This window comes from Acinetobacter sp. 479375 (genome assembly GCF_000581715.1).
Classification (GTDB): Bacteria; Pseudomonadota; Gammaproteobacteria; order Pseudomonadales; family Moraxellaceae; genus Acinetobacter; species Acinetobacter ursingii.
In genome coordinates, this window is sequence record NZ_JEZN01000008.1 from 105,538 (window position 1) to 129,151 (window position 23,614).

Sequence of the window (23,614 nt, forward strand, 5' to 3'; positions counted from 1 at the left end):
CCGCCTGATCTAAAACCGTCAATTTGTAAGAATTAACCTCATAAATATGAGGTTTTTTTATGGGCTGGGATACTGATTTACAAGATGCAAGCTTTCGTGGAGTACATTTTGAGTGTACGACCACCGATACGACTTCATCAAAATCTTTATCCATTAAACAGTCGCCCTATTCAGACCGCGCTTCAGTCGAAGACATGGGCAATGACCCACGTAAAATTTCAATCAATGCTGTATTTTCAGGTTCAGATTATAAAAATTATTTAGATGCGCTTGTCGCAGCAATGGATGCGACGGGTTCGGGTGAGTTGATTCACCCGATTGACGGTGTGATGCAAGTTTATGCTGTGAATCATACCGTGCATCATGATGCTGAAAATCCTGATTTCTGCACTGTGTCACTTGAGTTTATTCGGGCAGATGGCAAAAAAGATCAATTATTTATTCCAGTCGTCACACCGACTTCGATTGATCCAGCCAACATTATTGAAGCACCAGCCAACGGTTTAAAAACATATTTAGAAAAGCTTCAGCTTAGTGACGATAACCAGTTTTTTACTGTCGTCAATAATATCCGCAATGGCATCAATACGGCTCGAAGCTATCTAGGTCTAAGCAAAACCACAATTGAAAATATTTTAGAGCCTAAAACTTATCTTGTTGGGTTAATTGATGATGTCAGTAAACTGGTGACTTTTGATACTTCAATATCCGCGATTTCAAAATGGCGTGATTTGGTCAATCGGGTTGGTCGTTTTGAAAAGCTTTTTCAGGATGACGGTTCTCCAGCTCAACTTCAGCAAGTTTGGCGTGCAACACAGGTTGCTGCAACCGTAGCAGTGACTCAGCAAGTAATTGCCAATGTTCGCAGTGAAATGGCACTGAACAATGACGTCAGTCTAACGCCAATTGATTTGGCTGTAGTGCGGCAACAAAATCGGCAACTAATTCAAACCGCGATCAATGCAGAACGCTCACAAAGCGAAATCGATGTCGCATTTACTGCGGTCACGCAAATCCAAGTCTATAAAGAGTTGGCTGACACGGTTCATCTTCAGATTCAGGAATTGATTCAAACACGTCCACCGATTACCACAACGAAGGTAATTGTGCCGTGTACGTTGCATTGGTTGGCACACCAACTGTATCAAGATTTTAGCCGTGCAGATGAGATTCGTCGTTTAAATCCTGATTTACAAAATCCTGCAATTTTGCTCACTGGCATGGAGTTGACTGTCTATGCAAGATAATAACGGCAATGAAATTAAGCTGGTGATAGGCGGTGTAGCAATTACCCAATGGGATGAAGTTTCGGTTGATAGTCAGATCGATACGCCTGCCGAAAACTGGAATCTGACTGTGTTTCAACAAGATGGTTTATTACTGCCAGATTCAATTCAGGGTGGAGTTAAAGTCCAGCTTTATTATGCAGGTCAACTGATTCTGACTTCGATTGCTGATCGTGTATCTGAAGCGGTGAGCCGCGATGGTTATGGTCTACAAATTTCTGGCCGTGATTTGGCGGGTCAGTTGATTGATTGCTCAGTGCCTATATTCAATGGACGCCAACTTACTTTAGAAGAGTTGCTAGGTAAATATGTGTTGTCTGGTGACTTGGGTTCACTCTTTTCCAACGTCAAAATTCAAAATAATAGCTGGCTGAAGAATAAAGTTTCAGTTGAGCCGAGTGAGTCGCTTTGGGATGCGATTGCCAAAGCCGCAGCAGTTACTGGCCAACATGTTTGGCTCGATCCAGATGCCACCTTAAATATTGGCGATCCGTTTGCTCATCCTTATCAGGTGCAAACAGCATTGCGTTTGATCAAGCCTGTAGACAATTCAAACAATGTCTTATCACTGAGCTATGACAATGACGTTTCTAACGTATTCACACAGTTCAAAGTTTTAAGTCAGGATGGCAAAGGTCAGCATGTTTTGTCTGAAACTACAGCAACGACTCAATACAGTTATAACCGACTCAAAATCGTGACTTTGGGTGATGTTGAAACTCAAGCAGAAGCTGATGCAGCTCTTACAAAAATTAAAAAAGACAATGACTTTGAGGCGTACACCCTAACAGTCACCGTTTCTGATTGGCTCGTTGATGGCAAGCTCTGGTCAACAGGCTGTTACGTCAATTTAGAAACCAACGCCATTACCCACGGGACAGCTAAATGGGCAGTGATTGGCCGTACTTTTATGCTCTCTCGCTCAGGCGGTAAAACCACCAAACTTTTATTAAAACGCCAAGGCGATTGGGCGCAGCCACTTGTGCATAAGGAGAAAAAGTCATGATGGGAGCAGTCTCGCAACAGGTTAAAAAAGCAATGGGACAAATTCGTCAGACATTTCAAGGCATCGTGGCGCGTGGTGGTTCAGACGTTCTTCAGCTTACGGGTTATGCGGATGAAACGCTGCAAGAAGTTGAGCTATTTCAGCAAATTGGCTTTAGCTCTCATATTCCTGAAGGCGCACGTGTGGTGGTCATTCCACTTCAGGGGAAAACAGCAAAATCGATTGTGGTAGCTACCACCGCAGGCAATGTTGTCATCAATGTTGAGTCAGGCGAAACCTGTATTTATGACCAGTACGGGCATTCAGTCTGGCTAAAGGAAGACGGTACACACGTGGCTGGTGATTTGTTCGTTGACGGCAATATCTCATCAACTGGTGATGTATCGGATCAGAAAGGTTCAATGCAGGACATGCGTGACATTTATAACCAGCACCACAATGGCAATACGCCTCAACCAACTCCGCAGATGTAGGTGAAACTATGGCGAATATTAATTTAGAAACAAAAGATTATGTGTTGATGAGTCTTGATGCTGCGTTTATCAATGACGACGTGCAGTGTGTTTGCCAACGGCTCAATATCCATCGTGGTAAATACTGGGCTGATCCGAATCTGGGCAATCGTTTTTATTTGCTGAAACGCTCAAAAGATTTGGCGCGTAATGTCTTGCTTGCAAAACAATATGCTGAAGAAGCACTTTTTGATTTAGTCCCGTCGCGCTTTCAATCCATTGTGGTCAATGCGACTCAAAGTGCGAAAAGCCGTGTGGATCTTGCGATTGATGTCATCCGTTTAACGGGTGATAAGCAAACCATCCAGTACTTTGTACCAGTGGGTGGTTGATATGGCATATTCGATTAAAACCTACACCCAGCTTTATAATTTGATCGTTCAAGAGATTCGGAATGGTACGGGTCTGACGATTACATCTGATTCGGATGCTGGTATTCGTGCCACAGGTACGGCTTCTGTCATTGAAGGTTTATATCATCATCAGGCTTATATTCAGCGTCAGTTATTCGTTGCAACAGCCGATGAACCTTTCCTTTATATACATGCTGAAGAACTCGGCTTACCTCGGAACGGTGGTACAAATGCTTCAGGTACCGTTACGGCCACATCGAATATTAATTTGACCATTGTTGCTGGAACCAAATTGACCGATGGTAAAGGTCATTACTGGAGTGTTGTCACTACAATCAATTTATCAGCCAATGTTCCTGCACAAATCAATGTTGTTGCCGATCAAGTGGGTTCGGCATGGAATTATACTGGCACATCATTAATGTGGGTCAGTCCAGCAGCTGGGCTAAAAGGTACTGCGGACGTAGTTTCCATTGGCGGTGGTTCTGATACTGAAGAACTGGAAGCATGGCGCGCACGTTTGCTTGAACGTAAACAGTTAGGTTTATCGCGTGACCGATCTGCTGATCTAAAAGCTTTCATGAAGGACATCTCTGGTGTACAGGATGTTTATGTTTATCCAAAACGTAGTGGACTTGGATCGATGGATGTCGCAATTACCGCGGTTGGTAATCCACCGACTTTACCAAGTTCAGTTTTGTTGGCCACAGCTCAAACCGCTTTAGATGAATATGCAGGATTTTGGGCAGATTGCAGAGTGTATGCACCGACGGAACAGTTTGTACCAGTGTCAGCCATCGTGTCAGGTGTCGGTGTTGATCTAAACACGGTACGCCAAGTTATTCGAGATTACTTTGCAGAACTTGCGCCAGCTGAAGCTTATCAAGCGAATGTTTTGAGTTCTCGAATTATTGCTGTGATTAATGTGACCGACGTTCAACTATCACCATCGTCGAATATCGTGCCTATTGTGAATTGGATGTACACCTATTGGTTGCGGCTTGGGACTTTGACAGTGAGCGCGGCATGATGACTTTAGAAGAAACGACTCAGCTTTATGTGCAAGTACTGCGTCAGCTTTTACCTGTTGGCGGATATGACACATCCAAAAATACCAATATTCAACTGGATATTTATGGTCATGCTAAGGCATTGGCTCAAGCCGATCTGGATGCCAAGCGTCTATTGAACCTGCTGGAAACTATTCCGCCTGAATTGATTGATGAGTATGAACGAGACTACGGACTACCGCTGAAGTGTCAGACTAACGTCAATCGTTTATTTGAAGAGCGTTTGGCAATTATCAACTGGATCAGACATACCACCAATGTTTTGAATCGAACTTATGTCGAGCAGCTTCTACAGATTTTTGGAATTGAACTGGTTGAATTAGTCAAATTTAAGCCTTTTAAGTGTACAGATCCAAGTGATTCAGCCGTAAATACTGAAGTTCTACGTTACAAAGTCAAATTAGTCGTTAGAACGCCACTCAATGCAGATATGGCCTGCATTATTAAAAACTATTTACCTGCATTTCTTAGAATTGATGTTGTGGAGATATAGATGAAGCGAATTGATACGATTAATGCCCGTCAGGATGTCAATGGACAAGGCAAAGCAGGATTTCATGCCAATGATGATCTGGCTGGTGTTGATGCAACCTATGTCAGTCCATCTTGGCTCAATACAATGCAAGAAGAAAATGCGAATGTGATAGAGCAATCGGATATTCAGCTTGATCCGCAAGACAATTCTCAACTTTATCAAGCCATTCGCTTTCAGTTAAAAACATTGGCCAGTGCCATATATCATGTCGGTTCATGGCACGGTTCAAATAACACAGATTACAATCCAGCATTGGCGTTAAAGTCATTTTTTGGCTATGAAACCACGTGGGTGTTATGGCCGTATGTGCCTCAAGGTGTGGGTTCACAAGGTGATGCTCTAGGTGCGATTTCAGGTATTAGTTCTGGATCATCGTTTCAAACCGCGACGACAAGAATCTGGCAACGACTAGCAGATGGCGCAACTGGGCCAACTTACCAACTGACATCGAATAAAACGGTAGTCGATGAAGGTGGTCAAGTCACGTTCACATTGCAAACGACGGGATTGGCGGCTGGAACGCCTGTTGATTGGGTTATTACTGGGATTCAGTCAGATGATATTTCACCTTCAGCACTTTCTGGTCAATTCATTATTGATGCTACTGGCAAGGTCACAAAAACACTGGACATTATTGCGGACAATAAGACGGAAGGTAATCAAACACTCACATTCCAATTGACTTATATACCGAATAAACAAGTGGCGGTTTTGATCATGGATACAAGTAAATATCCAGAGGGTCAAAAAACATACTACGAAGGTTCGCATACGCTCACAGTTGAAGCCAATCAAACAATTACGATTGATATGTTTGCCGCAGGCGGTGGCGGTTCGATTTATACAGGTGGAGATCCAAATTGTTCGGGTACAGATGGCGGCAATATCGTTTTAACGAATGCATCCAATGTAATCACAGTGGGTGGCGGTACAGGCGGTACAGGTGGACGTTGGGGTAATGGCTCGTATTTTTTCAATGGTGAAGCAGGTACAGGCGGTACAAACAATATTGTTGCCGATGCTAATTTTAGTATCCTTGCCAATCAGTCTGGTAATGCTGCGGTCATTGGTTCTCGCTGGAATCGCCAAGAAGGTGCAACTGGTATTGCGTCCAGTATCGGTACTTTGAATGGCGGCGGCGCGGGTGCTTGGGGCATCGGCGATGAAAAATGGTCGTATGGCGGTGGCGGCGGTTCAGGTGGACGTGTACAAGTACAGTTTACCAATAACTCTGAAGCTTCAATAACAATGTCACTTGTGGTTGGTGGACGTGGTATTGGCTGGAAAAATTCAGGCAATTATGGGGATGATGGCGGTATTGGCTTTGCCCTAGTGACGACTTCTTAATAGGTGAGCTATGAATCCAATCTTTAAAATCGGCGATAGTTTTGCAGTACCGATCCAGTTCTATGACACTGAACTCGATCAAGGCATGATGATCACTTCAGATATGATCCTTACAGCTCGAATTATCAATGCTCAAAATCAAACAATTGCAGAGCCACAAGTCACGATTTATCCAGATCAACTGCAAGATAAAGGCATGATTTTACTTGAAGTGCCTGTTTCTCAGACAGAAAGCTGGAAAGAAGGTACAGCGCAAATGGATATCAAACTTGTGATGAATGGCAACGTTCGTCACTCGCAGAATATTTCGTTCAGAATTGTTCGGAGCATTACAGCATGAGCAATATTGCATTACGAGTCTTCTGGAATAACAGCCCAATTCCTGTCGTAGAAAAAGTTAAAAATCCTGAAATAGTGATGAATGTGCCTTTTGGTGCAATGATTACACATCCTGCCTCTGCTGGATCTGGTAGCATTTATTCAGTCAACGGTAAAACTGGAACTGTAGTTTTAAATGCTTCTGATATTAATGCCGAGCCTTCTGGTTCTGTCGCTTCAGCTAAAATAGCATTGGAAAGTGAAATCGAGTCAGTGCGCACTTTGGCTCAGACAAACGAGTTAAAAATTTCAACAAAAACTGATCAAATTGATTTTGAACAAGCACAGCAACAGATTGAACAGAATCGTTTAGCATTGCTGACTAAAGCCGATATTCAAGCTCTTGCACTGTTATCACAATTAGTCGATACCAAAGCAGATCAGGCTTATGTAAATCAACAGATTGCGAATCTAGTCGGTTCTGCACCTGAAGCACTTAATACAATTTATGAGTTGGCAACAGCAATTCAGAATGAACAAGGCTTGATTGAAAGCTTAAATCAGTCAGTTGCAAATCGAGTACGTTTCGATATTGCGACTCAAGCCTTGACTGAGATTCAGAAAGAGAATGCGCGTACTAATATTGGTGCTGAAAAGCTTGGTACAGCACAGCAGCTTGTGAGTCAGATCACAGCTCAATCATTAGGTGCAGCAACAGCGGCGCAGGGCAATAAAGCTGATACAGCATTACAAAGTGCAGATGTTGCCCCAGTTGCATTATCTGGCTTATTTTCTAGCTTAACAGGTCAATCTAAGATTTTTGATGTTGTATATAGTGCTTATCAGCTTGGTACGAATACGGCTTTAGCTGCTACTGATACGTTGGGGCAGATGTTGGGTAAGCTGCAAGCCCAGATTAATGCAAAAGCGACTGAGCCAGTGTGGGTTGATGTTAAATCATTATCTGGTACTGTTTTTCACGCTAATGTAAATACAACTTTAACAAAAATAGAGCTGAGTAAAATAAATGGTAATCTATGGATAAGGGGTTTGGTTGTGACAAAAGATCAAGGTGTTCAAGAGGGTCTTGACTTAGTTTCTATTAATAATGCGGTGTTCACACTTGAGGGGCTTACATACTCACCAACTATTACTTACAATCACGGCCCGTACGTCAATTTATTTGCATATTCAAATGCAGCAGGCGGCATGTATCCACCAGCATACTCATCAATTTTAAAGACAAGAGCTAACACAATATCGCCAGCATTCACACTTATCATGTCGGGGGTTTTAGCTGCAAATCAATACAGGATGCCTGCGGTTTGTCTTGGTAAACTCATATAAAGATAAAAAAGCTTTTCACATGATGAAAAGCTTTTTAGTGTTAATTATCTCGAAATTTTGACTAAATTATCTCGGCGCGCATCAGAGACAACTAAAACATTCATTATGATCTTGAATAAATGTATGGGCTTCTTTCATTTAAGAGCCTCGCATAAAACGATTGCTAAGGTATATGTATATTAAATATAAATGATAATAATTACCATTTATTTTTTATTGATGATGATCAAAGAATATTAGTCTGTGATATCTAATAATATAAGTAATAGATAATTGTGGGATTTTTTAGGATATTGTTGGATGAAATTTGAAAGGCTTTTCCAATTGCTGTCATGCGTTTTACGATTCTGTAGATGTAGACCACGCTTAAATCGTATTTTTGTGCTAAATCATCTGATGATGTCCAATGAACTCTTTTATATATCTGAATATCGCGCTCATCAGCGAAAAACCGTCACCTTTCGTTATATAAAGCAACTTTCACTCCAATGTTGAAAGATAATATACATCAATTCAGGCGAAACTTGGCTGGCTTTTTCAGCATCCGCGGTGTGAACCGTACTGGGTTTGTCGGAGATATTTTTATTTGAGTTAGGCTACCTGACCTAACGGGTTAATCTTATCATAGTACATTGCTTCAAACTCAAATGGTGATACATAACCTAGAGCACTATGTACACGCTTTTTATTAAACCAATCCACCCAGTTTTATGTCGCAAGTTCTACATCTACTAAACCTTGCCAATCTGCTTTTAGATATTCAATCACCTCTGTTTTGTATAAACCGTTTACCGTTTCAGCTAAAGCATTATCGTATGAGTCCCTGTCCACTCATAATGTTCTCTCCTATGCAAAAAGAATAGACGATATTTGTCTAGGAGAGTGTTGACAGTCCAATAATAGATTGAGTCCTTTGATAAAGGTCTTCTATCCTTGTAAAGTATATAAGCTTCAGCAACTGTTGGAATTAACCTAGATAGTTCCTGATTAGAAAGAGAATTAACGCGAACCTGCTTTTTTTGTTGAACTGGGTCTACTCCTTCATCCATTAAAATAAGTAGACGTTTAGCTTCAGCTCTGGCTTGCTCAAGTGTATAAACGCCGTGCTTTCCTATCACTTTGCGCTTTGATTTGCCATTTGGCATCTTCTTTTCTGCAAAATAGCTTTTTGTCTTACCGACGCACAAACCAAATCCTATTGTCGCAGTATCTCGATAGAAAACTTGTTTATCCTGACAAAGTGGGATTGAATCTATTGCTGATTTTTTAAATTTAATATGATTGGCCATTTCAGTTATAGCAATGATAAGCAATTTCTAACGATACAACACAATAATTATGAAGTCTATTAAGGGTCTATTTTTGAAGAGAATATGGGTGGTTTTGAGATGAGGTCTTTATCTAAATTATTGTTATATAAAATTAAAAATGCCTCCGAAGATGCCGCTGCAATGTCTTTACCCTTGAACCCTTAAGTTCAAGGTGGAAGCGACGCGTACTTGCTGGGTTTCCTGCACAGGACAGGCATACGCTCTAAATACGCAGAACGCTATCCTAAAAAGATAGTATCGGCTCAGGGGAATCAGACGCGCTGGCGAACATCCCAGAGACAGTTTAAGTATAACCGATCTTTGGTCGATGACAATCCATTGCAGCAATCGTTATGTAAAGTTAGTTTTCAAATGGTGAAGCTTTGCTCGATACCACTGTCTTGTTTATACAATTTGTTCGACATCGTTTAATATTGTTTCAAGTAAACGCTCACAGTGTGCATATTCCTGAAGTGATTTGTTCATACTCAGCACATCTTGCATCAGTTGTAACGCCACCATAATCACTAATTTATTGTGTTCGACACGCGGTGCATTGCGACGCATTTCATTAAATTTCTCATTGAGCATTTGCCCTGCGCGTTCAAGTTCTTCTTTTTCAGAGGCCGTTGTAGCTAAGCGAAAAGTTTGTTCAATTAGACGCAATTCAACCATCACCTGTTCACTCATGATTGAATCTCCTCTTGATTATCTACACTATTTTCAACACTAGGATCAGCCAATTGTTGAATTTCCTGCGTATGTTGATCTTGTTCTGTACCTAAAATAGCCAAACGCTGAATAATCGCCTCGACTTTAGATTTGGCGAGTTCATTTTTTTGAAGTAGACGTTCGCGATCTTGTTGGATGTCGTGTAACTCTTGCTGAGAATGCTTTTGCTGTAATTGCAATTTTTCTTTAGTCACACGTAAATCATTACGTTCTGCCAAAATTTCCTGAAAACGATTTTTAAGATCAGTACAACTTTTTTCCAAACGACTATAACGATCAGCAAGGGCTGTGGCATCGGTATTGAGTTGCTGAAATTGATTTTGTAACTGGGAAAGTTGTTCAGACAGGTGATCGACTTCTTCCTGTTTGGAGGTGATGATCCCATTTTTTTGCACAATTTGAGCATGATGCTGCTCTTCATCTTGTTGCTTTTTTTGAGTCAGTGACTCATTTTCACTTTCAAGGTGATGTAAACGCGTTTTCAAAACGCCAATATGCGCCTGTAGACGCTGTAATTGTTCTAACATAACGTAGTCGCACAGAATTGCAATCAAAGGTAATATATACGAAGTATAGAGATTGGATAAGCGAATGCAAGACGATATTTCAGGTTGGAATGAATGGTTCACAAATTTTAACGGAATTGAGGAGATTTCAAGCCCAAGTGAGCTTCATGGCTTACTAACGGGCATCGTTTGTGTCACCGAAGCACCAAGTCGTGATGAATGGTTACAAATTTTAAATACACTTAATGTTCCTCAATTAAGTGATGAAGCACTTGCACTGCTTAGTGATGAAGCAGAAGATGTAGCACATGCCTTATCCGAAGATGAACTGGATTATTTACCTATGCTTCCTGATGATGAGCATTCTTTGCAAGAACGTGTTCAGGCCTTGGCAGACTGGAGCGCGGGTGTGGTACTTGGCTTTGGATTGGCATCAGGTCATATTCGCAGTGATGAAATGGAATTGATTGAGCATTTACAGGATGTTGCTGCCGTTGAGTTTGAAGATTCAGATGATGACGAAGAGGGTGAAAATAGTTACGAAGAACTGTATGAATTTGTTCGTTTAATTCCTGTAAGCCTGTCAATGGGACGTAAAAAAATTCCAGTACAAGAAAGTTCATTACTCAAAAACTTTCATGCCAAGAGCCAAAACGATCCTGCACGAAAAGATAACCAAAGCATCGTTGAAATGTTTACACCGCATCGTCCAAGCTAATTGGGCGATGTGAGCGTTTAAATTTTTTACCACTTGATAATTAAAGACTTATAGCCTCATGAAATTGACTCAAGCAGATTTTGAACTTCGTCGAGACCGCCTCGCTCAACACATGGGGCCAAACAGTATTGCCATTATTGAAACCAGTCCTGTTGCCTATCGTAACCGTGATGCAGACTACAAATTCCGTGCCGATAGCAGTTTTTTCTATCTAACAGGCTTCGCTGAACCTGAAGCTGTGGCGGTCATTGAAACTTTCGATACGGTGGATGATTACACCTATAGTTTGTTTTGCCGTGAACGAAACCGTGAAATGGAAATCTGGAATGGTTATCGTGCGGGGATTGATGGCGCGATTGAAGACTATGATGCAGATGAAGCCTATGCGATTGATCTGCTCGATGAAGAGATTGCGGAAAAACTATTAAATAAAGAACGACTTTATTATCGCATTGGTCATCGTGCTGAGTTTGATGCACGTGTGAGTCAATGGATTAAACACGCAGATGCTCAGCAGCGTCGTGGCAATGGTGCGCCATCGCAAATTTTGCAATTGGATCGTATCGTCGACGAAATGCGTTTGATTAAGTCCAAGCAAGAAATTGAACTGATGCAAATTGCATCGGATATCAGTGCTGCTGCGCATACTCGTGCCATGCAAAAAGTTCGACCTGAAATGATGGAATATGCGTTAGAAGCTGAACTGAATTATATCTTCGGACAGCATGGTTGTGTGCCATCGTACAATAGTATTGTTGGGGGTGGAGCAAATGGTTGTATCTTGCATTATGTCGAAAATGACAAAGCACTGAAAGATGGTGATTTGGTGCTGATCGATGCTGCTTGTGAATATCAATGTTATGCATCCGATATTACTCGAACTTTCCCTGTGAATGGTCAATTTAGCCCTGAACAAAAAGCACTTTATGAGGTGGTGTTAAAAGCTCAGTATGCTGCCATTGATGCGGTTCGTGTGGGCAATTCTTATCGTGAACCGCATGAAGTGGCTGTGCGTATTCTTACCCAAGGTTTACTGGATTTGGGCTTGCTCAAAGGTGAGTTGGATGAGTTAATTGAAAACGAAGCGTTTCGCCAGTTTTATATGCATGGAACAGGTCACTGGTTGGGCATGGACGTGCATGATGTCGGGAATTATAAAAAAGAAAATGAATGGCGACCGTATGAAGAAGGTATGGTGGTGACGGTTGAACCGGGACTGTATATTGCGCCTGATGATGAAACTGTAGAGCAAAAATGGCGTGGTATTGGGATTCGTATCGAAGATGATGTGGTTGCTACGGCTCAAGGGCCACGGGTTTTAACGAGTGCTGTGGTCAAAGAAATTGACGACATTGAGCAACTCATGGCGCAAGCCAAAGTATAACGATAAATCGATTGAGGAGTTTTACTGTGCAAAAAGTCATTATTGTCGGTGGGGGAATGGTGGGGTTAAGTTTGGCGCTGATGCTGGCCAAATACAATATCGCTGTTCAACTGTTAGAAGCGATTCGTTACCCGAATTATGACGATGATCAGCTTGCACCGTATCACTCCAGTTTTGATGCCAGAAATACCGCGTTATCACGTCGTAGTGTCATGATTTATCAACAGCTTGGTCTTTGGGATGCTTTGCAACAACATGCAACGCCTATTTTACAGGTGCATATCACAGAACAAGGCAGTTTTGGTAAGGCGCGTTTAGTGGCAGAGCAGGAAAAAGTCGAAAGCTTTGGCCAAGTGATTGAAAATGCATGGTTAGGCAGAGTGCTGTTGACGCAAGTTCGTCAGCAACCCCTGATTGAACTGATTGATGGTGTAGAAGTCATTTCGCTTCAACAAGATCACGAGCAAGTCAGTGTTCAGGCAAAGCGCGATCAGGAAATCTTAGAACTCCAAAGCAAATTACTCATCGCAGCGGATGGTCGTGATTCATTTTGTCGGCAGGCGATTGGCGTTGGGGTCGATGTACATGATTATGATCAGGTGGCGATTGTGACGGCGGTGCAGACCTCAAAACCACATCAGCATGTCGGCTTTGAGCGTTTTAGTGCGCTGGGGCCATTAGCCTTGTTGCCATTACCAGGAGAATATCGCCGTTCTGTGGTATGGCCTGTCAAAAAAGGCACAGAAGCAGAATGGTTAGGTGAAGAAAACGATCAGCATTTTTTAGATGCATTACAGCAGACGTATGGCGATCGCGCTGGAAAATTCGAAAAAACCGGCAAACGATTTAGTTATCCATTGTCACAGGTTTTGGCACACAAGCAGGCGGTTGGTCGTGTGGTATTAATGGGCAATGCAGCACATACCATTCACCCAGTGGCGGGGCAGGGGTTTAATTTATGCCTACGTGACGCGGATGTATTAGTCCGCTTTATCACTCAACATCTAACTCAATCGGATGATATCGGTGATCCTGCAAATTTACTGGCGTATGAACAATCTCGCTTAAAAGATCAACAGCGTGTGATTAAATTCTGTGATTCTGTAGTGCGTGGTTTTAGCAATCAAAATCCAGTGTTAAAGTTACTACGCAATACGGGATTGGTCGCGTTTGATGTGATTCCGGGAATTAAACCTTTAGTCGCCAATTATGCCATGGGATTAAAAGCATGAGTGATGTTCTCGATGTGGTAATTGTCGGTGGTGGGTTAGTCGGTGGTTTGACTGCTTTATTACTTGCCAAAGGCGGTGTGCAAGCCACGGTGTTGGATGCTGCCCCTGTACTTGATCCAGAACAGGTCAAAAATACTTTAAATCCACGTGTTTTGGCACTGAGTCAGGCGACCATTCATTTGCTGAAATCGGTTGAGGTTTGGGATGATTTACCTAGACAGATGCCTTATACAGGCATGCATGTCTGGAATAAAAATGGCTATGGCGAAATAGAATTTGGTCATGTCTCGACCGCTTTTCCTAGACCCGATCAAGCTCTAGGTTCAATGGTTGAGCCAAGCTTACTCAATCTAGTGATTCAACAGAAAATGCTTGAGCAGATTAAGGACTACCGCACTCAGGTCAAAGTCGTTCGCGTTGAACAGCAGGTGCAAGGTTGGTCAATTGAACTGGCAGATGGTCAGATTTTAAAAACAAAATTAGTGATTGGGGCAGATGGCGCGAACTCTTTTGTTCGTGAACAGGCGTATATTGGTTTGGATGTATTGGACTATCATCAAGCAGCGATCAGTTGTGCCATTAAAACCACTCAACCTCATCAATATGTTGCAAGACAAATCTTTTTGCCAACAGGCCCGTTGGCGTATTTACCGATGGCGAGTCTGAATGATCAGGAAAATGGTCTTTGGCAATCGATCGTCTGGACATTGCCCGATGATTATGCCGAGGAATATTCAGAGTTAAGCGATGCTGAATTTATGCAGCTTTTAACCCGTGAAAGCCAGCATATGCTGGGTGAAGTGGTCGATGTTCGATCTCGCGCGCAATTCCCGCTTAAAGCCCGTTCGGCACAGCATTATGTGAAAGCAGGTCTGGCCTTGATTGGGGATGCTGCGCATGTGATTCATCCTTTGGCAGGACAGGGCGTGAATATTGGCTGTCTGGATGCCGCAGTCTTGTGCGATGTCTTACTCCATGATCTTCAGCGTGGTGTCTGGGCGCATGAGCAGACTTTGGCTCGTTATCAACATGAACGTAAGGGCCAAAATGCAGCAATGATGCATAGTATGTCTGCAATTGGCTGGTTAGAAAGTTCCGAACTTAGACCGCTTATTTTTGCGCGAAATTATGGTTTGAGTCAGGTGAATCGATCTGCTTTATTCAAAGATGTATTTATGCAACAAGCCAGTGGTTTATCTAGTTTGAAAAATACGCGATATGCAATTTAATGAGAAAGTAGATATTTTTTAAACAATCATTTATATATTATTACTAATATGGTTAAAAAAAATACGAATATGGCGCAAAAGCCTCTTTGCGAATGCGAAAGAGATTGCTACATTTCTTCATAATTTATGATGAGTTTCATAAAACATTTACTGATCATGATGGGGAGCAGAAAATGACAGATGCAAATGATTATGATGAAGCTGAAGATTCAGCAGTCGATGAAGATGAAGCCAAAGCGGCTGAACGTGGTGCCAGTGATAGCGAAGAAGGCGGTAACTTAAGTGATGCTGATCTTGCCGAAGCTGAAAGCCTTACGGTAACTGCAAAGCAAAAGCAACGTCAGGCACTTGAAGATGAAATTGCAGCCTTTTTAGCCAAAGGTGGAAAAATTACTGAAGTGCCTGCCGATGAAGAGGCAAGACACTAATAAAAAGCATCACCTCGGTGATGCTTTTTACCTTTAGCGATTCACTAAGTTGTATTGGCTAAAGGTGAAACTGTCTTGTTTAGCGTGTTAGTTGTACTAGCTCAAACCTGATCTTGAGTCAGTTCCAATGCGCGCTGATAAGCCACTTTCTTTTTGATGCCTGTTAAATCTGCTGCCAACTGAGAAGCCGCTTTAACCGATAAATCCTGTAATAAGCGTTTGAGCAACTGATCCAGTTTTTCCTGATCGAGATCTTTCTGTTCAGGATTTCCAGCAACCACCAGTACAATCTCGCCTTTTTGCTGATGATGATCTTGTTCAATAAATTTGACCAAATCTTTTAAGGTCATTTTCTTAATGGTTTCAAAGGTCTTGGTAATTTCACGAGCAAAACCCACTGGCCGATCTTCACCAAAAATAGTCGCCATATCTTTGACACAATCTAAAATTCGATGAGGTGCTTCATAAAAAATTAGAGTTTGGGTTTCATCCTTTAGCTTTTCGAGCTGGCCGATGCGCTGCGATGCTTTAGATGATAAAAAACCTTCAAAACTAAAACGGTCACTGGGCAAACCAACAGCACTTAGCGCAGCAATTGCAGCACATGCACCCGGAACAGGTGTGACTCGAATATGGTTTTCCTGCGCGGCGCGTACCAGTTTAAAGCCTGGATCACTGATCAATGGTGTTCCTGCATCACTAATCAGTGCAACATTTTTTCCTGATTTGAGGGTGTCGATCAGCTGATTAATTTTGTTACTTTCATTGTGATCATGGCATGCAGTAAGTGGAGTAGATATATTATAATGTTTAAATAACTGCGCAGATTGACGTGTGTCTTCTGCTGCCACAATAGAAACTGATTTTAGAATTTCAATTGCCCTAAAGGTCATGTCATCCAAGTGCCCAATTGGGGTTGCTACAACAAATAACTGAGCACTCATAAGGTTTACTCCATGTTGAATAATAAAAAAAGATGGCTGCTGGCGTGTGTCGCAGCTTTTATATCTCAAGCGCAAGCTGAAGTGTTGGTCATTCTCCCCGAATCGGGTCCTATGGCGCGAGCCACAAGCAGTATTAAGTCTGGTTTTATGAGTGCGTATGCACTGTCTGAAGATAAAGTACCGCTTAAATTTATCAATTCTGATAAAAAAACGATCAAAACCATTCTGGCTAAACATCTTAATAAGAAAACCCAGTTGATTGTTGGACCATTGGCTAAAAATGAAGTAGAGCAAATTGTCGCGATTAATCCCAAAGTCCGAGTTTTGGCTTTAAATGAAGTTGAAACGCAATCACCTAACGTGATCCAGTTTAGTTTGTCCAAGCAAGATGATGCTTATGCCTTGAAACAGATTATGCAAAAAGACAAAGTTTCACAGTTGCTTGTATTGCGCCAAACAGGTCGAGAGCAGGACAGTGAGTTGTATCTGATGTCGATTATGTCGCAGTTTGGTCAATCTGTGGAAGTGGTTGAAGAGATACCTAAAAAGCTTAAAAAGGGGCAGGGATTATTACTCTTGGGAGATGATGCGTGGATGAATCAGCTTTCTCATCTACCTAAAAATAATGTGTATGCGCAACCAACTGCTATTGAGGAAAATCAGCCGATTCCAAATGGGCTAAAATTTTGTGATGTTCCTGCTTTATACGAACATCAGTGGGATGATGTTGCACAGGCTTATTTGCGGCAGCCTGTCAGTATGCCGTATCAGCGCCTGATTGCTTTTGGAGCGGATGCATGGATGCTCGCGGAACTTTATTTAAAAACCCCAAAAATTCAAAATTTCACATTACAAGGGCGTACAGGCGATCTGGATGTGAATGCGCAACGAGTGACACGAATTCCGCATTGTTATCAAAAACAAAAAAATAACATTTTACAACTTCAATAACGAAGCGTATCCATGACAGCCAATCACCAACATGCACTCGGTCAATGGGCGGAACAGCAAGCAATGGTCATTTTACAACAACAGGGCTTTCGACTGGTGACGCAAAATTTTCATTCTCGATTTGGAGAGGTGGATTTAATTGTAGAGCGAGGTCAGGAACTTGTTTTTGTTGAGGTTAAAGCACGTTCATTGGGTGGCTATGGACAGGCCAATGAGATGATTCGTCCTACTCAACAACGCAAAATTATTCGTACTGCTGAATATTTTTTGATATGTCATCCAGCCTATGATCAGTTTTATTGTCGTTTTGATGTAATTTGTTTTGATTTTCCACAGAAAATTGCAAAAACAGTACAGCAAGATTTTTCTAAACTTCGATATGATCAGCAATGGATTGAAAATGCATTTACTTTGTAACCAGAGTTCATTACTCTTGAGCGAGATGCAAACATGATTTCAAAACAGTTTTCAGGGAGCTTTGCTGAGTGTTTAAACGTATTGCAATAACGGCGTTGTGTGTCGCGAGTTTATCTGGCTGTGCCAGCTTTATTTCTGGTGGAACTGGCTCTGCGCCAGTGGGTACAGAAAGTGGTGCACGTAGTTTGGGTCAGGTGTTTATTGATTCTTCTATTAAACGTACTGCAAGTATCAATTTATATAAACTCGATCCGCGTTTTAAACAGTCACGTGTCAACATTGAAAGCTTTCATAGCAATGTTTTATTGACAGGGCAGGTTCCTGATGAGCATCTTCGTCAATTGGCTGAAGACAATGTTAAGTCAATGAGTGATGTAAAAACAGTACATAATTATATTACTGTAGGTCCTCAAGTCAGTTACTCCACCATCATGCAAGATTCTGCTGTAACTGCAAATACACGGGGTTTGTTGGTCCGTGCACCAGTGGTTTCTGACACCAAAGTGTTGGTGCATACCGAAGATGGTGTGTTGTATGTCATGGGGCGCTTAAATACGGCTGAAATTAATGATTTGAACGATGTCCTGCAAAAAGTAGGTAACGTGACAAAAATTGTGACCTTGATTGATAATATTGACCAGCCAAATGCAGGTACCACTGCGAGTTCACTAGTTGCAAGTCCGATGGTGGGCAATGCAACAGCGCAACCAGAGGTACAAACACCTGTTGCCATTGATCCTGATCAAGGTGAGCCTGTGAATGCTCAATAGTCCAAATGAGATCATGAAACAATTACAACAGCGATTTGAGCAAGTCAAACATCACTATCATGAGTTTCGCTTATATGATTTGGGAAGCTATGCGCTTAATTTTCTAACACCCAAATCGACTTATATCGCGCAAAAGAATATTGCTTATGGGCTTAAAGCACGGCAGCGTCTGGATTTATACCGCGCAAAAAAACCATTAAAGCAACAGCCCCTGATAGTATTTATTCATGGCGGCGCTTGGCAGCATGGCGATAAAAAAGATTATGGCTTTATAGGGGAAAGTTTTGCTCGCGAGGGATATGATGTCGCTGTGATTAATTATCATCTTGCGCCTGAATATATTTTTCCAAGCTATATTGATGATTTGGCATTAGCGCTAAATTTTCTGGATCAGCATCAAACTAAACTGAAAATTTCAACTGAAAATGTAATTTTGATGGGGCATTCTGCTGGGGCATTTAATGTCATGTCAGTGGTGTATCATCCACACCCCAATTTAGTCCATTGTCGGGATAATATTAAGGCAATTATTGGGATTGCGGGACCTTATCACTTTGACTATAAGGGTGATCCTTTGGCACAGGATGCATTTGATCAGGAGATCCCGTATCAACAAGTAATGCCTTATTATTTTGTCGATTCTAATCAAATTCGGCATTATTTATTAATGGCGGAAAATGATCAAATTGTTGCAGCAAAAAATACGATCGATTTTGATCATATTTTGAGACAACATGGCAATCATAGCCACATTGCGATTATTCCAAAAACAGGGCATATCTCCATTATTGGTACCTTATCGAGTTTATTTAGTCGATATTTTAAGACCAAACGTACTATTTTGAGTTTTCTAAAAGAGAGTCTGGAAACCTAAAATACAGCTTCCAGATTTATCTTGTTTCGACCAGCGTTATGAGCTTTTTATCAAGCTTGATGATGCATGACTTGCATAATCATGGCATGCGCAATACTTCCTTTAAAAGGAATTTCAGGCAGTTGATCAAATTTAAAGAATTTCGCATCGCTAATTTCTTCTTCCTGAAGCTTGATCTCGCCTGAATCGTATTCTGCCTGAAATGCAATCATGAGATTACTTGGAAAAGGCCATGGCTGACTAGACATATAACGAATATTTTTAAGTTTTAAACCGACTTCTTCCAGCGTTTCACGTTGTACCGCTTCTTCAAGTGTTTCACCCACTTCAACAAATCCCGCAATTAGTCCATACATATTACTTTTATTGTGGGCATTTTTAGCCAGTAAAACTTCATCCTGACCTTTGGTAATAATTGTAATGACGCAAGGCTGTACACGTGGATATTGATGATAGCGACAGGCAGGGCAGACCATCGCATATTCGGTAGGGTGAATCTGGGTTTCATGGCCGCAGTGACTACAAAATCTATGATTACGTCGCCATTCGAGTAATTGAACTGCACGGCTGGCTTTTTGAAATTCATCGACAGACCATAAGGTAATGAGTTGTCGAATCGGGATCAGTTGTAGGCCTGCTGGGATAGGTTCATGCTCTAGTAAATCACGGGCAATGACTTCATCACCCGCTTTAAACTTTAAATCACTTGCCAGTGTTGCAACTTTGGGAAGTTGGTAATTTTCATCGACAAGCAGTTGTTGATTATGAAAAATATAGGCAAGTGAAAGTTGTGACATTAGGCCGCCGCTGTTTGTAATTTCTGACTATTTTCCAATGCTACATCAAACATCGACTGTAAAACAGGTTGTTTGTTTTTTAAATTGTCAATCAGCATATCCAGACTTGCTAACACGTTTAAAATCAGACAAATTTGTTCAAGACTCAGGCTTTGTTGTTGTTCGTTTCTGCTATGCACAAATTCTGCAGTGTTTAACAATGCAAGTTGTTGCTCCTTACTTCCCAGAAATAAGGCTGCGCCTGACAACTCTTTTAGATGAACACATAAAGGTTCAAGTAATTGTGCTTCTGGTTGTTGCTCATACTGTAATAGCATTTGAATGACCATTTCAATCAAGGCTTTACTTTCTGTAAGTAATACCTGATGCGCTTCATCCAGACGATCTAATGAAATATTCATATTGTTGACACGAAGCTGTAAACGGCTAGATAAGTAATTACGCTCCAAAATGCCAATCGAATTCATCGCCGCCAATATACTTTTCATCAACTGCTGAGCATAATTTTCATCGTTAAGAATTGTCGGTTGATTCAATGCTTCAGACTGACGATATAGCTCTTGATAGGCTTCATTGAGATTTAAGACTTTAAACACGTTGGCCAGATTTTTTAAACTTGCCTGTAACTCCTGAATTTTTTCTGTCGACATATTTTGATAGTTATATTCAATGTCGTGACGAATTTGAGTCATGGCATCGGTAATCAGCTTACTGGCAGTATGAATGGTGGTGTAATCTGGGCCATACAAATGACGACTTAAAACTTCAAGTTGAGTATCCGAAAGTTGTTCATCACCCATATTGAGTTGTTGGCGAATGTGTTCGGAAATCTCGTCTTCCTGACTGATGCACAGACTCAAAATATCGGCAAGATCTGCGCTAGTTGCAGTAAAACTCTCGGGGTGTTGAAGAAACTGTCCTATATTGGTTTCTAACTGAATAAAAACACGTAAGCGCGCCTGATTTAAAATGAGGTGATCAAGATAACCCAGTGCAATATTGACTAATTCCCAGTATTGCTGACTAGGCGTATTTCGCGCAAATGATGCAAGGTAAACGCCAACAATTTTAATTGCCTGAAAATCCAATGATTGCGCAGTATGTTGAAGTAGTTTATGCAAGCTTAGCTTATAAAGTTGATGCACATAAGCTGATTTTTCTAACTCAGGTGACGCTGCTAAATTAAAATTAGGTTGGAAACAATCCAGTAACGGTAAAATCTGTGCGCCTTCTCGTGTTTGTGGTTTACCGAGAGCGAGTTCAAGCCGATTAAGAGTGTCGATTAAAAATTGGGGAACTCTGACTTCACGTAAGCAAATAAATTCGATGTACCGTTTCAGCATAGTGGTGCCTTCACTTAAGGCAATCACATCCTGAGTCTGAATATTGTGCGGTTCAGACATAATTTTGCGCATCAATGACGCTGAGTAATCTGTAATGAGTGCCAAGCGCGGCATATCAATCATGGCTAAAATACGAGCGCATTGTTCAAATTGATTGAGTGCATCATCAATACCAAAAGGCAGCGTTTGTTCTTCTGCCAATGTACTCACTGCGTTTTCAACCAGTTTGATTGAATTATCAATTTCATTTTTTATTATCAATAATGCAGTTGGGTCGAAGTGAATAGAGCTTTGATAAGACATGTAAGCTGCACCTTTCCTATGTTATTGGTGTCAAATTGCCTGACAGACCAGATTAATTCCCAGATCACCAAACATACACATGCATCCCCACACATGCTGTCGTATGTTATTGATTGCTAAGTTCACGGTGACTTGGGTGATCGGTTCTGATCATCAGCACTTTATTTATCAACTAATATAACTGAACTTTTAAGGCTTGGAATACTAAAACCCAAGCCTGCTACGAATTTTATTTGGCAAAAAAGCAAGGCTTACCCTGTTTTTCCTCAAATTGTTTGACCCAAGTCTCATGTCTTGCTAATTCTTCGGGTTCAGGCAAAATCACAGGCAGATCAATCTGCACACGCTGTCTGCTATTTTGCTGTCCATGATTTTCATGTTGTGATAGGGCATCCATATCAAAAGACACCTGTCCACCGGTCATGGCCAGATAAACATCGGACAAAATCTCGGCATCTAGCAACGCGCCATGGAAGGTACGATCACGCGCAGGAATGTCGTAGCGTCTGACCAATGCATCTAATGAGTTTTTTTGTCCCGGATGCTTACTTTTAGCCAATGCCAAGGTATCGGTAACAGTACACACTTCTGAAAGGGTAACTAAACCAGCGCGTTTGAACTCGGTATCCAAAAAGTTCATATCGAAGGTGGCATTATGCGCAATGATTTCTGCTCCTTTGAGATAGTCAAAAAGTATCTCTGCAATTTCTGCGTATTTAGGTTTGTCTTTAAGAAAATCATCGCTGATGCCGTGAATATTTTCAGATTCGCCCACAGGTTTTTCAGGATTGATATAAATATGGATCGAGCTACCTGTTAATTTACGATTGATCATTTCAATCGCACCGACCTCAATAATGCGATCACCATCCTGAAAATAAAAACCTGTGGTTTCTGTATCTAAAATAAGTTGGCGTGGCCCTTGAACATTTAAGGTCGCTGGCGTGGTGACAATATGTGGATGCGTTTTGCTTTGATCGATAGGGTTATTGGTTAATCGGGTTGCTGTTTGTTCTGGTTCACTTGCTGACTCAACTATCTTTTCATCTTCTATTTCTACCAACGCTTCATCGTCTGTAGGGTCTATAGGATATTCATTGATGGTTAAATCTTCGCTATCAACGTCATGATTATCAAAAGCATCCTCGGGAACATCTAGTCCAAACGGGTCATCGAGCAGCCAGTCATTTTCAGATTTTTTTTTTGCCTCGGTCTTTGTTTTTGCATCTACTTGAGTCAGTTGATGTCCAATACATTCAGCTTCAGGCACGACCACATGCCGCTTTTCAGGATGCTGTACGCCTAAATTGGCCAGTTGATCTGCCATTTCATTGCCTGCATGTCCTGCATGTCCTTTAATCCAGTTCCATTCGATGTTCCGCCCAGCACAAACTTGATCCAGTTGTTGCCAAAGCTCAGGATTTTTGACATCTTTCCAGTTTTTCTTTTTCCAGCCGTGGATCCATTCAGTAATGCCTTGTTTGACATAGTTTGAATCTGTCCAGATGATGAGTTTTGCATCTGTAGGACAGAAAGAAACACCCTCAATTGCGGCGGTCAGCTCCATGCGATTGTTGGTGGTTTCAGCTTCACCACCAAAAAGTTTATGTTCGCCATCTTGGCTAATAATATAAGCACCCCAACCACCTAAGCCAGGATTACCTTTACAGGCACCATCAACATAGAGCGTGATTGTTTGTGAGATCATATTGAACCTAAAACTAAAAAAAAGGACTTAACTTCCCGTATTGTATATGCAAATCGTGGTTTTCGAGCCATTGATTCGCTGTTTTTTTTAATTTCTTGTAACATTTCCACGCAAATCACGTTAAATTATTGCCTTGTCTCAGCGTCATGCTTCACTACAATGGCATATCAAAGAATTAAACTTTACGCGAGTTG

25 protein-coding genes, 1 other RNA gene and 2 pseudogenes are annotated in these 23,614 nt (G+C 41.4%); 18 read left to right on the forward strand and 10 right to left on the reverse strand.

The genetic code is table 11. The features are described from left to right. Positions 1 to 59: 59 nt before the first annotated feature. The 9 genes from J500_RS08990 to J500_RS16920 are packed head-to-tail and all read left to right on the forward strand — an operon-like array spanning position 60 to position 7,774. Positions 60 to 1,247: a DNA circularization N-terminal domain-containing protein gene (locus J500_RS08990; protein WP_004998751.1), complete on the forward strand. Its 1,188-nt coding sequence runs from the start codon at positions 60 to 62 to the stop codon at positions 1,245 to 1,247. Further along, complete coding sequence (locus tag J500_RS08995; protein WP_004998749.1) at positions 1,237 to 2,292, forward strand: phage baseplate assembly protein; 1,056 nt, start codon at positions 1,237 to 1,239, stop codon at positions 2,290 to 2,292. The genes J500_RS08990 and J500_RS08995 overlap by 11 nt, the downstream gene beginning before the upstream one ends. Then, on the forward strand, positions 2,289 to 2,765 hold the full coding sequence (locus J500_RS09000; protein WP_004998745.1) for a phage baseplate assembly protein domain-containing protein: 477 nt from the start codon (positions 2,289 to 2,291) through the stop codon (positions 2,763 to 2,765). The genes J500_RS08995 and J500_RS09000 overlap by 4 nt, the downstream gene beginning before the upstream one ends. An 8-nt stretch (positions 2,766 to 2,773) precedes the next feature. Beyond that, positions 2,774 to 3,136, forward strand: a complete 363-nt coding sequence (locus J500_RS09005; protein ID WP_004998743.1) for a phage GP46 family protein — start codon at positions 2,774 to 2,776, stop codon at positions 3,134 to 3,136. A gap of 1 nt (position 3,137) precedes the next feature. Next, positions 3,138 to 4,187 (forward strand): baseplate J/gp47 family protein, encoded by a 1,050-nt coding sequence (locus tag J500_RS09010; protein WP_004998741.1) that lies wholly within the window; start codon positions 3,138 to 3,140, stop codon positions 4,185 to 4,187. Further along, complete coding sequence (locus J500_RS09015; protein ID WP_034699237.1) at positions 4,187 to 4,720, forward strand: hypothetical protein; 534 nt, start codon at positions 4,187 to 4,189, stop codon at positions 4,718 to 4,720. Before J500_RS09010 ends, J500_RS09015 begins: the two co-directional genes overlap by 1 nt. Further along, positions 4,721 to 6,109, forward strand: coding sequence for a hypothetical protein (locus tag J500_RS16915; RefSeq protein ID WP_052024129.1), 1,389 nt, complete (start codon positions 4,721 to 4,723; stop codon positions 6,107 to 6,109). A gap of 10 nt (positions 6,110 to 6,119) precedes the next feature. Further along, positions 6,120 to 6,449, forward strand: coding sequence for a hypothetical protein (locus J500_RS09025; protein ID WP_004998732.1), 330 nt, complete (start codon positions 6,120 to 6,122; stop codon positions 6,447 to 6,449). Next, positions 6,446 to 7,774 carry a hypothetical protein gene (locus tag J500_RS16920; RefSeq protein WP_004998727.1) on the forward strand — a complete coding sequence of 443 codons (1,329 nt, stop codon included), beginning with the start codon at positions 6,446 to 6,448 and terminating at the stop codon, positions 7,772 to 7,774. The genes J500_RS09025 and J500_RS16920 overlap by 4 nt, the downstream gene beginning before the upstream one ends. Before the next feature lie 250 nt (positions 7,775 to 8,024). Here J500_RS16920 and J500_RS17880 read toward each other — a convergent pair whose 3' ends face one another. The 6 genes and pseudogenes from J500_RS17880 to J500_RS09050 form a co-directional block, all read right to left on the reverse strand. After that, positions 8,025 to 8,204, reverse strand: a complete 180-nt coding sequence (locus tag J500_RS17880) for a hypothetical protein (protein ID WP_080633180.1) — start codon at positions 8,202 to 8,204, stop codon at positions 8,025 to 8,027. A 161-nt stretch (positions 8,205 to 8,365) separates the two neighbouring features. After that, positions 8,366 to 8,596: pseudogene (locus J500_RS17385) on the reverse strand (integrase core domain-containing protein); the annotation flags it as partial. Between the two features lie 80 nt (positions 8,597 to 8,676). Beyond that, positions 8,677 to 9,063: pseudogene (locus J500_RS09040) on the reverse strand (Arm DNA-binding domain-containing protein); the annotation flags it as partial. A 138-nt stretch (positions 9,064 to 9,201) separates the two neighbouring features. Then, positions 9,202 to 9,387, reverse strand: a non-coding RNA gene (gene ssrS, locus J500_RS16980) — 6S RNA. 102 nt (positions 9,388 to 9,489) lie between these two features. Continuing rightward, positions 9,490 to 9,774 carry a cell division protein ZapA gene (locus tag J500_RS09045; protein WP_004987106.1) on the reverse strand — a complete coding sequence of 95 codons (285 nt, stop codon included), beginning with the start codon at positions 9,772 to 9,774 and terminating at the stop codon, positions 9,490 to 9,492. Further along, positions 9,771 to 10,343: a hypothetical protein gene (locus J500_RS09050; RefSeq protein ID WP_004998724.1), complete on the reverse strand. Its 573-nt coding sequence runs from the start codon at positions 10,341 to 10,343 to the stop codon at positions 9,771 to 9,773. Before J500_RS09050 ends, J500_RS09045 begins: the two co-directional genes overlap by 4 nt. A 64-nt stretch (positions 10,344 to 10,407) precedes the next feature. Between J500_RS09050 and J500_RS09055 the strand changes: the two genes are divergently transcribed. From J500_RS09055 to J500_RS09075, 5 genes are all read left to right on the forward strand, one after another. Then, a complete protein-coding gene (locus J500_RS09055; RefSeq protein ID WP_004998723.1) occupies positions 10,408 to 11,040 on the forward strand; it encodes a UPF0149 family protein in 633 nt (210 codons plus the stop codon). A 58-nt stretch (positions 11,041 to 11,098) separates the two neighbouring features. Continuing rightward, on the forward strand, positions 11,099 to 12,424 hold the full coding sequence (pepP, locus tag J500_RS09060) for a Xaa-Pro aminopeptidase (RefSeq protein WP_004998721.1): 1,326 nt from the start codon (positions 11,099 to 11,101) through the stop codon (positions 12,422 to 12,424). A 56-nt stretch (positions 12,425 to 12,480) separates the two neighbouring features. Further along, positions 12,481 to 13,656 (forward strand): FAD-dependent monooxygenase, encoded by a 1,176-nt coding sequence (locus J500_RS09065; protein WP_034699250.1) that lies wholly within the window; start codon positions 12,481 to 12,483, stop codon positions 13,654 to 13,656. Further along, positions 13,653 to 14,885: an FAD-dependent monooxygenase gene (locus J500_RS09070; RefSeq protein ID WP_004998717.1), complete on the forward strand. Its 1,233-nt coding sequence runs from the start codon at positions 13,653 to 13,655 to the stop codon at positions 14,883 to 14,885. Before J500_RS09065 ends, J500_RS09070 begins: the two co-directional genes overlap by 4 nt. Before the next feature lie 173 nt (positions 14,886 to 15,058). Further along, entirely contained in the window at positions 15,059 to 15,313 is a 255-nt protein-coding gene (locus J500_RS09075; RefSeq protein ID WP_004998714.1) for a hypothetical protein, read from the forward strand. Positions 15,314 to 15,414: 101 nt separating this feature from the next. Here the strand turns inward: J500_RS09075 and rsmI are convergent, their stop codons facing one another. Further along, positions 15,415 to 16,257 carry a 16S rRNA (cytidine(1402)-2'-O)-methyltransferase gene (gene rsmI / locus J500_RS09080; RefSeq protein WP_004998711.1) on the reverse strand — a complete coding sequence of 281 codons (843 nt, stop codon included), beginning with the start codon at positions 16,255 to 16,257 and terminating at the stop codon, positions 15,415 to 15,417. Positions 16,258 to 16,269: 12 nt separating this feature from the next. Between rsmI and J500_RS09085 the strand changes: the two genes are divergently transcribed. The 4 genes from J500_RS09085 to J500_RS09100 all read left to right on the forward strand — a co-directional run bounded on the left by J500_RS09085 (position 16,270) and on the right by J500_RS09100 (position 19,269). Beyond that, a complete protein-coding gene (locus tag J500_RS09085; RefSeq protein WP_004998709.1) occupies positions 16,270 to 17,208 on the forward strand; it encodes a penicillin-binding protein activator in 939 nt (312 codons plus the stop codon). Positions 17,209 to 17,220: 12 nt separating this feature from the next. Next, entirely contained in the window at positions 17,221 to 17,625 is a 405-nt protein-coding gene (locus J500_RS09090; protein ID WP_004998707.1) for a YraN family protein, read from the forward strand. 68 nt (positions 17,626 to 17,693) lie between these two features. Continuing rightward, a complete protein-coding gene (locus tag J500_RS09095; protein ID WP_004987086.1) occupies positions 17,694 to 18,395 on the forward strand; it encodes a BON domain-containing protein in 702 nt (233 codons plus the stop codon). Continuing rightward, positions 18,385 to 19,269: an alpha/beta hydrolase gene (locus J500_RS09100; RefSeq protein WP_004998704.1), complete on the forward strand. Its 885-nt coding sequence runs from the start codon at positions 18,385 to 18,387 to the stop codon at positions 19,267 to 19,269. Before J500_RS09095 ends, J500_RS09100 begins: the two co-directional genes overlap by 11 nt. A 50-nt stretch (positions 19,270 to 19,319) precedes the next feature. Here J500_RS09100 and nudC read toward each other — a convergent pair whose 3' ends face one another. From nudC to dnaQ, 3 genes are all read right to left on the reverse strand, one after another. Further along, positions 19,320 to 20,066, reverse strand: coding sequence for an NAD(+) diphosphatase (gene nudC, locus J500_RS09105; protein WP_004998703.1), 747 nt, complete (start codon positions 20,064 to 20,066; stop codon positions 19,320 to 19,322). After that, positions 20,066 to 21,712: a hypothetical protein gene (locus tag J500_RS09110; protein ID WP_034699183.1), complete on the reverse strand. Its 1,647-nt coding sequence runs from the start codon at positions 21,710 to 21,712 to the stop codon at positions 20,066 to 20,068. Before J500_RS09110 ends, nudC begins: the two co-directional genes overlap by 1 nt. Before the next feature lie 229 nt (positions 21,713 to 21,941). After that, a complete protein-coding gene (gene dnaQ, locus J500_RS09115; protein WP_125625051.1) occupies positions 21,942 to 23,417 on the reverse strand; it encodes a DNA polymerase III subunit epsilon in 1,476 nt (491 codons plus the stop codon). Between the last annotated feature and the right edge of the window lie 197 nt (positions 23,418 to 23,614).

Excerpts from the sequence above, each read along its gene's own strand:
- J500_RS08990 (WP_004998751.1), top strand. The coding sequence starts at position 60 with ATGGGCTGGGATACTGATTTACAAGATGCAAGCTTTCGTGGAGTACAT.
- J500_RS08995 (WP_004998749.1), top strand. The coding sequence starts at position 1,237 with ATGCAAGATAATAACGGCAATGAAATTAAGCTGGTGATAGGCGGTGTA.
- J500_RS09000 (WP_004998745.1), top strand. The coding sequence starts at position 2,289 with ATGATGGGAGCAGTCTCGCAACAGGTTAAAAAAGCAATGGGACAAATT.
- J500_RS09005 (WP_004998743.1), top strand. The coding sequence starts at position 2,774 with ATGGCGAATATTAATTTAGAAACAAAAGATTATGTGTTGATGAGTCTT.
- J500_RS09010 (WP_004998741.1), top strand. The coding sequence starts at position 3,138 with ATGGCATATTCGATTAAAACCTACACCCAGCTTTATAATTTGATCGTT.
- J500_RS09015 (WP_034699237.1), top strand. The coding sequence starts at position 4,187 with ATGACTTTAGAAGAAACGACTCAGCTTTATGTGCAAGTACTGCGTCAG.
- J500_RS16915 (WP_052024129.1), top strand. The coding sequence starts at position 4,721 with ATGAAGCGAATTGATACGATTAATGCCCGTCAGGATGTCAATGGACAA.
- J500_RS09025 (WP_004998732.1), top strand. The coding sequence starts at position 6,120 with ATGAATCCAATCTTTAAAATCGGCGATAGTTTTGCAGTACCGATCCAG.
- J500_RS16920 (WP_004998727.1), top strand. The coding sequence starts at position 6,446 with ATGAGCAATATTGCATTACGAGTCTTCTGGAATAACAGCCCAATTCCT.
- J500_RS09045 (WP_004987106.1), bottom strand. The coding sequence starts at position 9,774 with ATGAGTGAACAGGTGATGGTTGAATTGCGTCTAATTGAACAAACTTTT.
- J500_RS09050 (WP_004998724.1), bottom strand. The coding sequence starts at position 10,343 with ATGTTAGAACAATTACAGCGTCTACAGGCGCATATTGGCGTTTTGAAA.
- J500_RS09055 (WP_004998723.1), top strand. The coding sequence starts at position 10,408 with ATGCAAGACGATATTTCAGGTTGGAATGAATGGTTCACAAATTTTAAC.
- pepP (WP_004998721.1), top strand. The coding sequence starts at position 11,099 with ATGAAATTGACTCAAGCAGATTTTGAACTTCGTCGAGACCGCCTCGCT.
- J500_RS09065 (WP_034699250.1), top strand. The coding sequence starts at position 12,481 with ATGGTGGGGTTAAGTTTGGCGCTGATGCTGGCCAAATACAATATCGCT.
- J500_RS09070 (WP_004998717.1), top strand. The coding sequence starts at position 13,653 with ATGAGTGATGTTCTCGATGTGGTAATTGTCGGTGGTGGGTTAGTCGGT.
- J500_RS09075 (WP_004998714.1), top strand. The coding sequence starts at position 15,059 with ATGACAGATGCAAATGATTATGATGAAGCTGAAGATTCAGCAGTCGAT.
- rsmI (WP_004998711.1), bottom strand. The coding sequence starts at position 16,257 with ATGAGTGCTCAGTTATTTGTTGTAGCAACCCCAATTGGGCACTTGGAT.
- J500_RS09085 (WP_004998709.1), top strand. The coding sequence starts at position 16,270 with ATGTTGAATAATAAAAAAAGATGGCTGCTGGCGTGTGTCGCAGCTTTT.
- J500_RS09090 (WP_004998707.1), top strand. The coding sequence starts at position 17,221 with ATGACAGCCAATCACCAACATGCACTCGGTCAATGGGCGGAACAGCAA.
- J500_RS09100 (WP_004998704.1), top strand. The coding sequence starts at position 18,385 with ATGCTCAATAGTCCAAATGAGATCATGAAACAATTACAACAGCGATTT.
- nudC (WP_004998703.1), bottom strand. The coding sequence starts at position 20,066 with ATGTCACAACTTTCACTTGCCTATATTTTTCATAATCAACAACTGCTT.
- J500_RS09110 (WP_034699183.1), bottom strand. The coding sequence starts at position 21,712 with ATGTCTTATCAAAGCTCTATTCACTTCGACCCAACTGCATTATTGATA.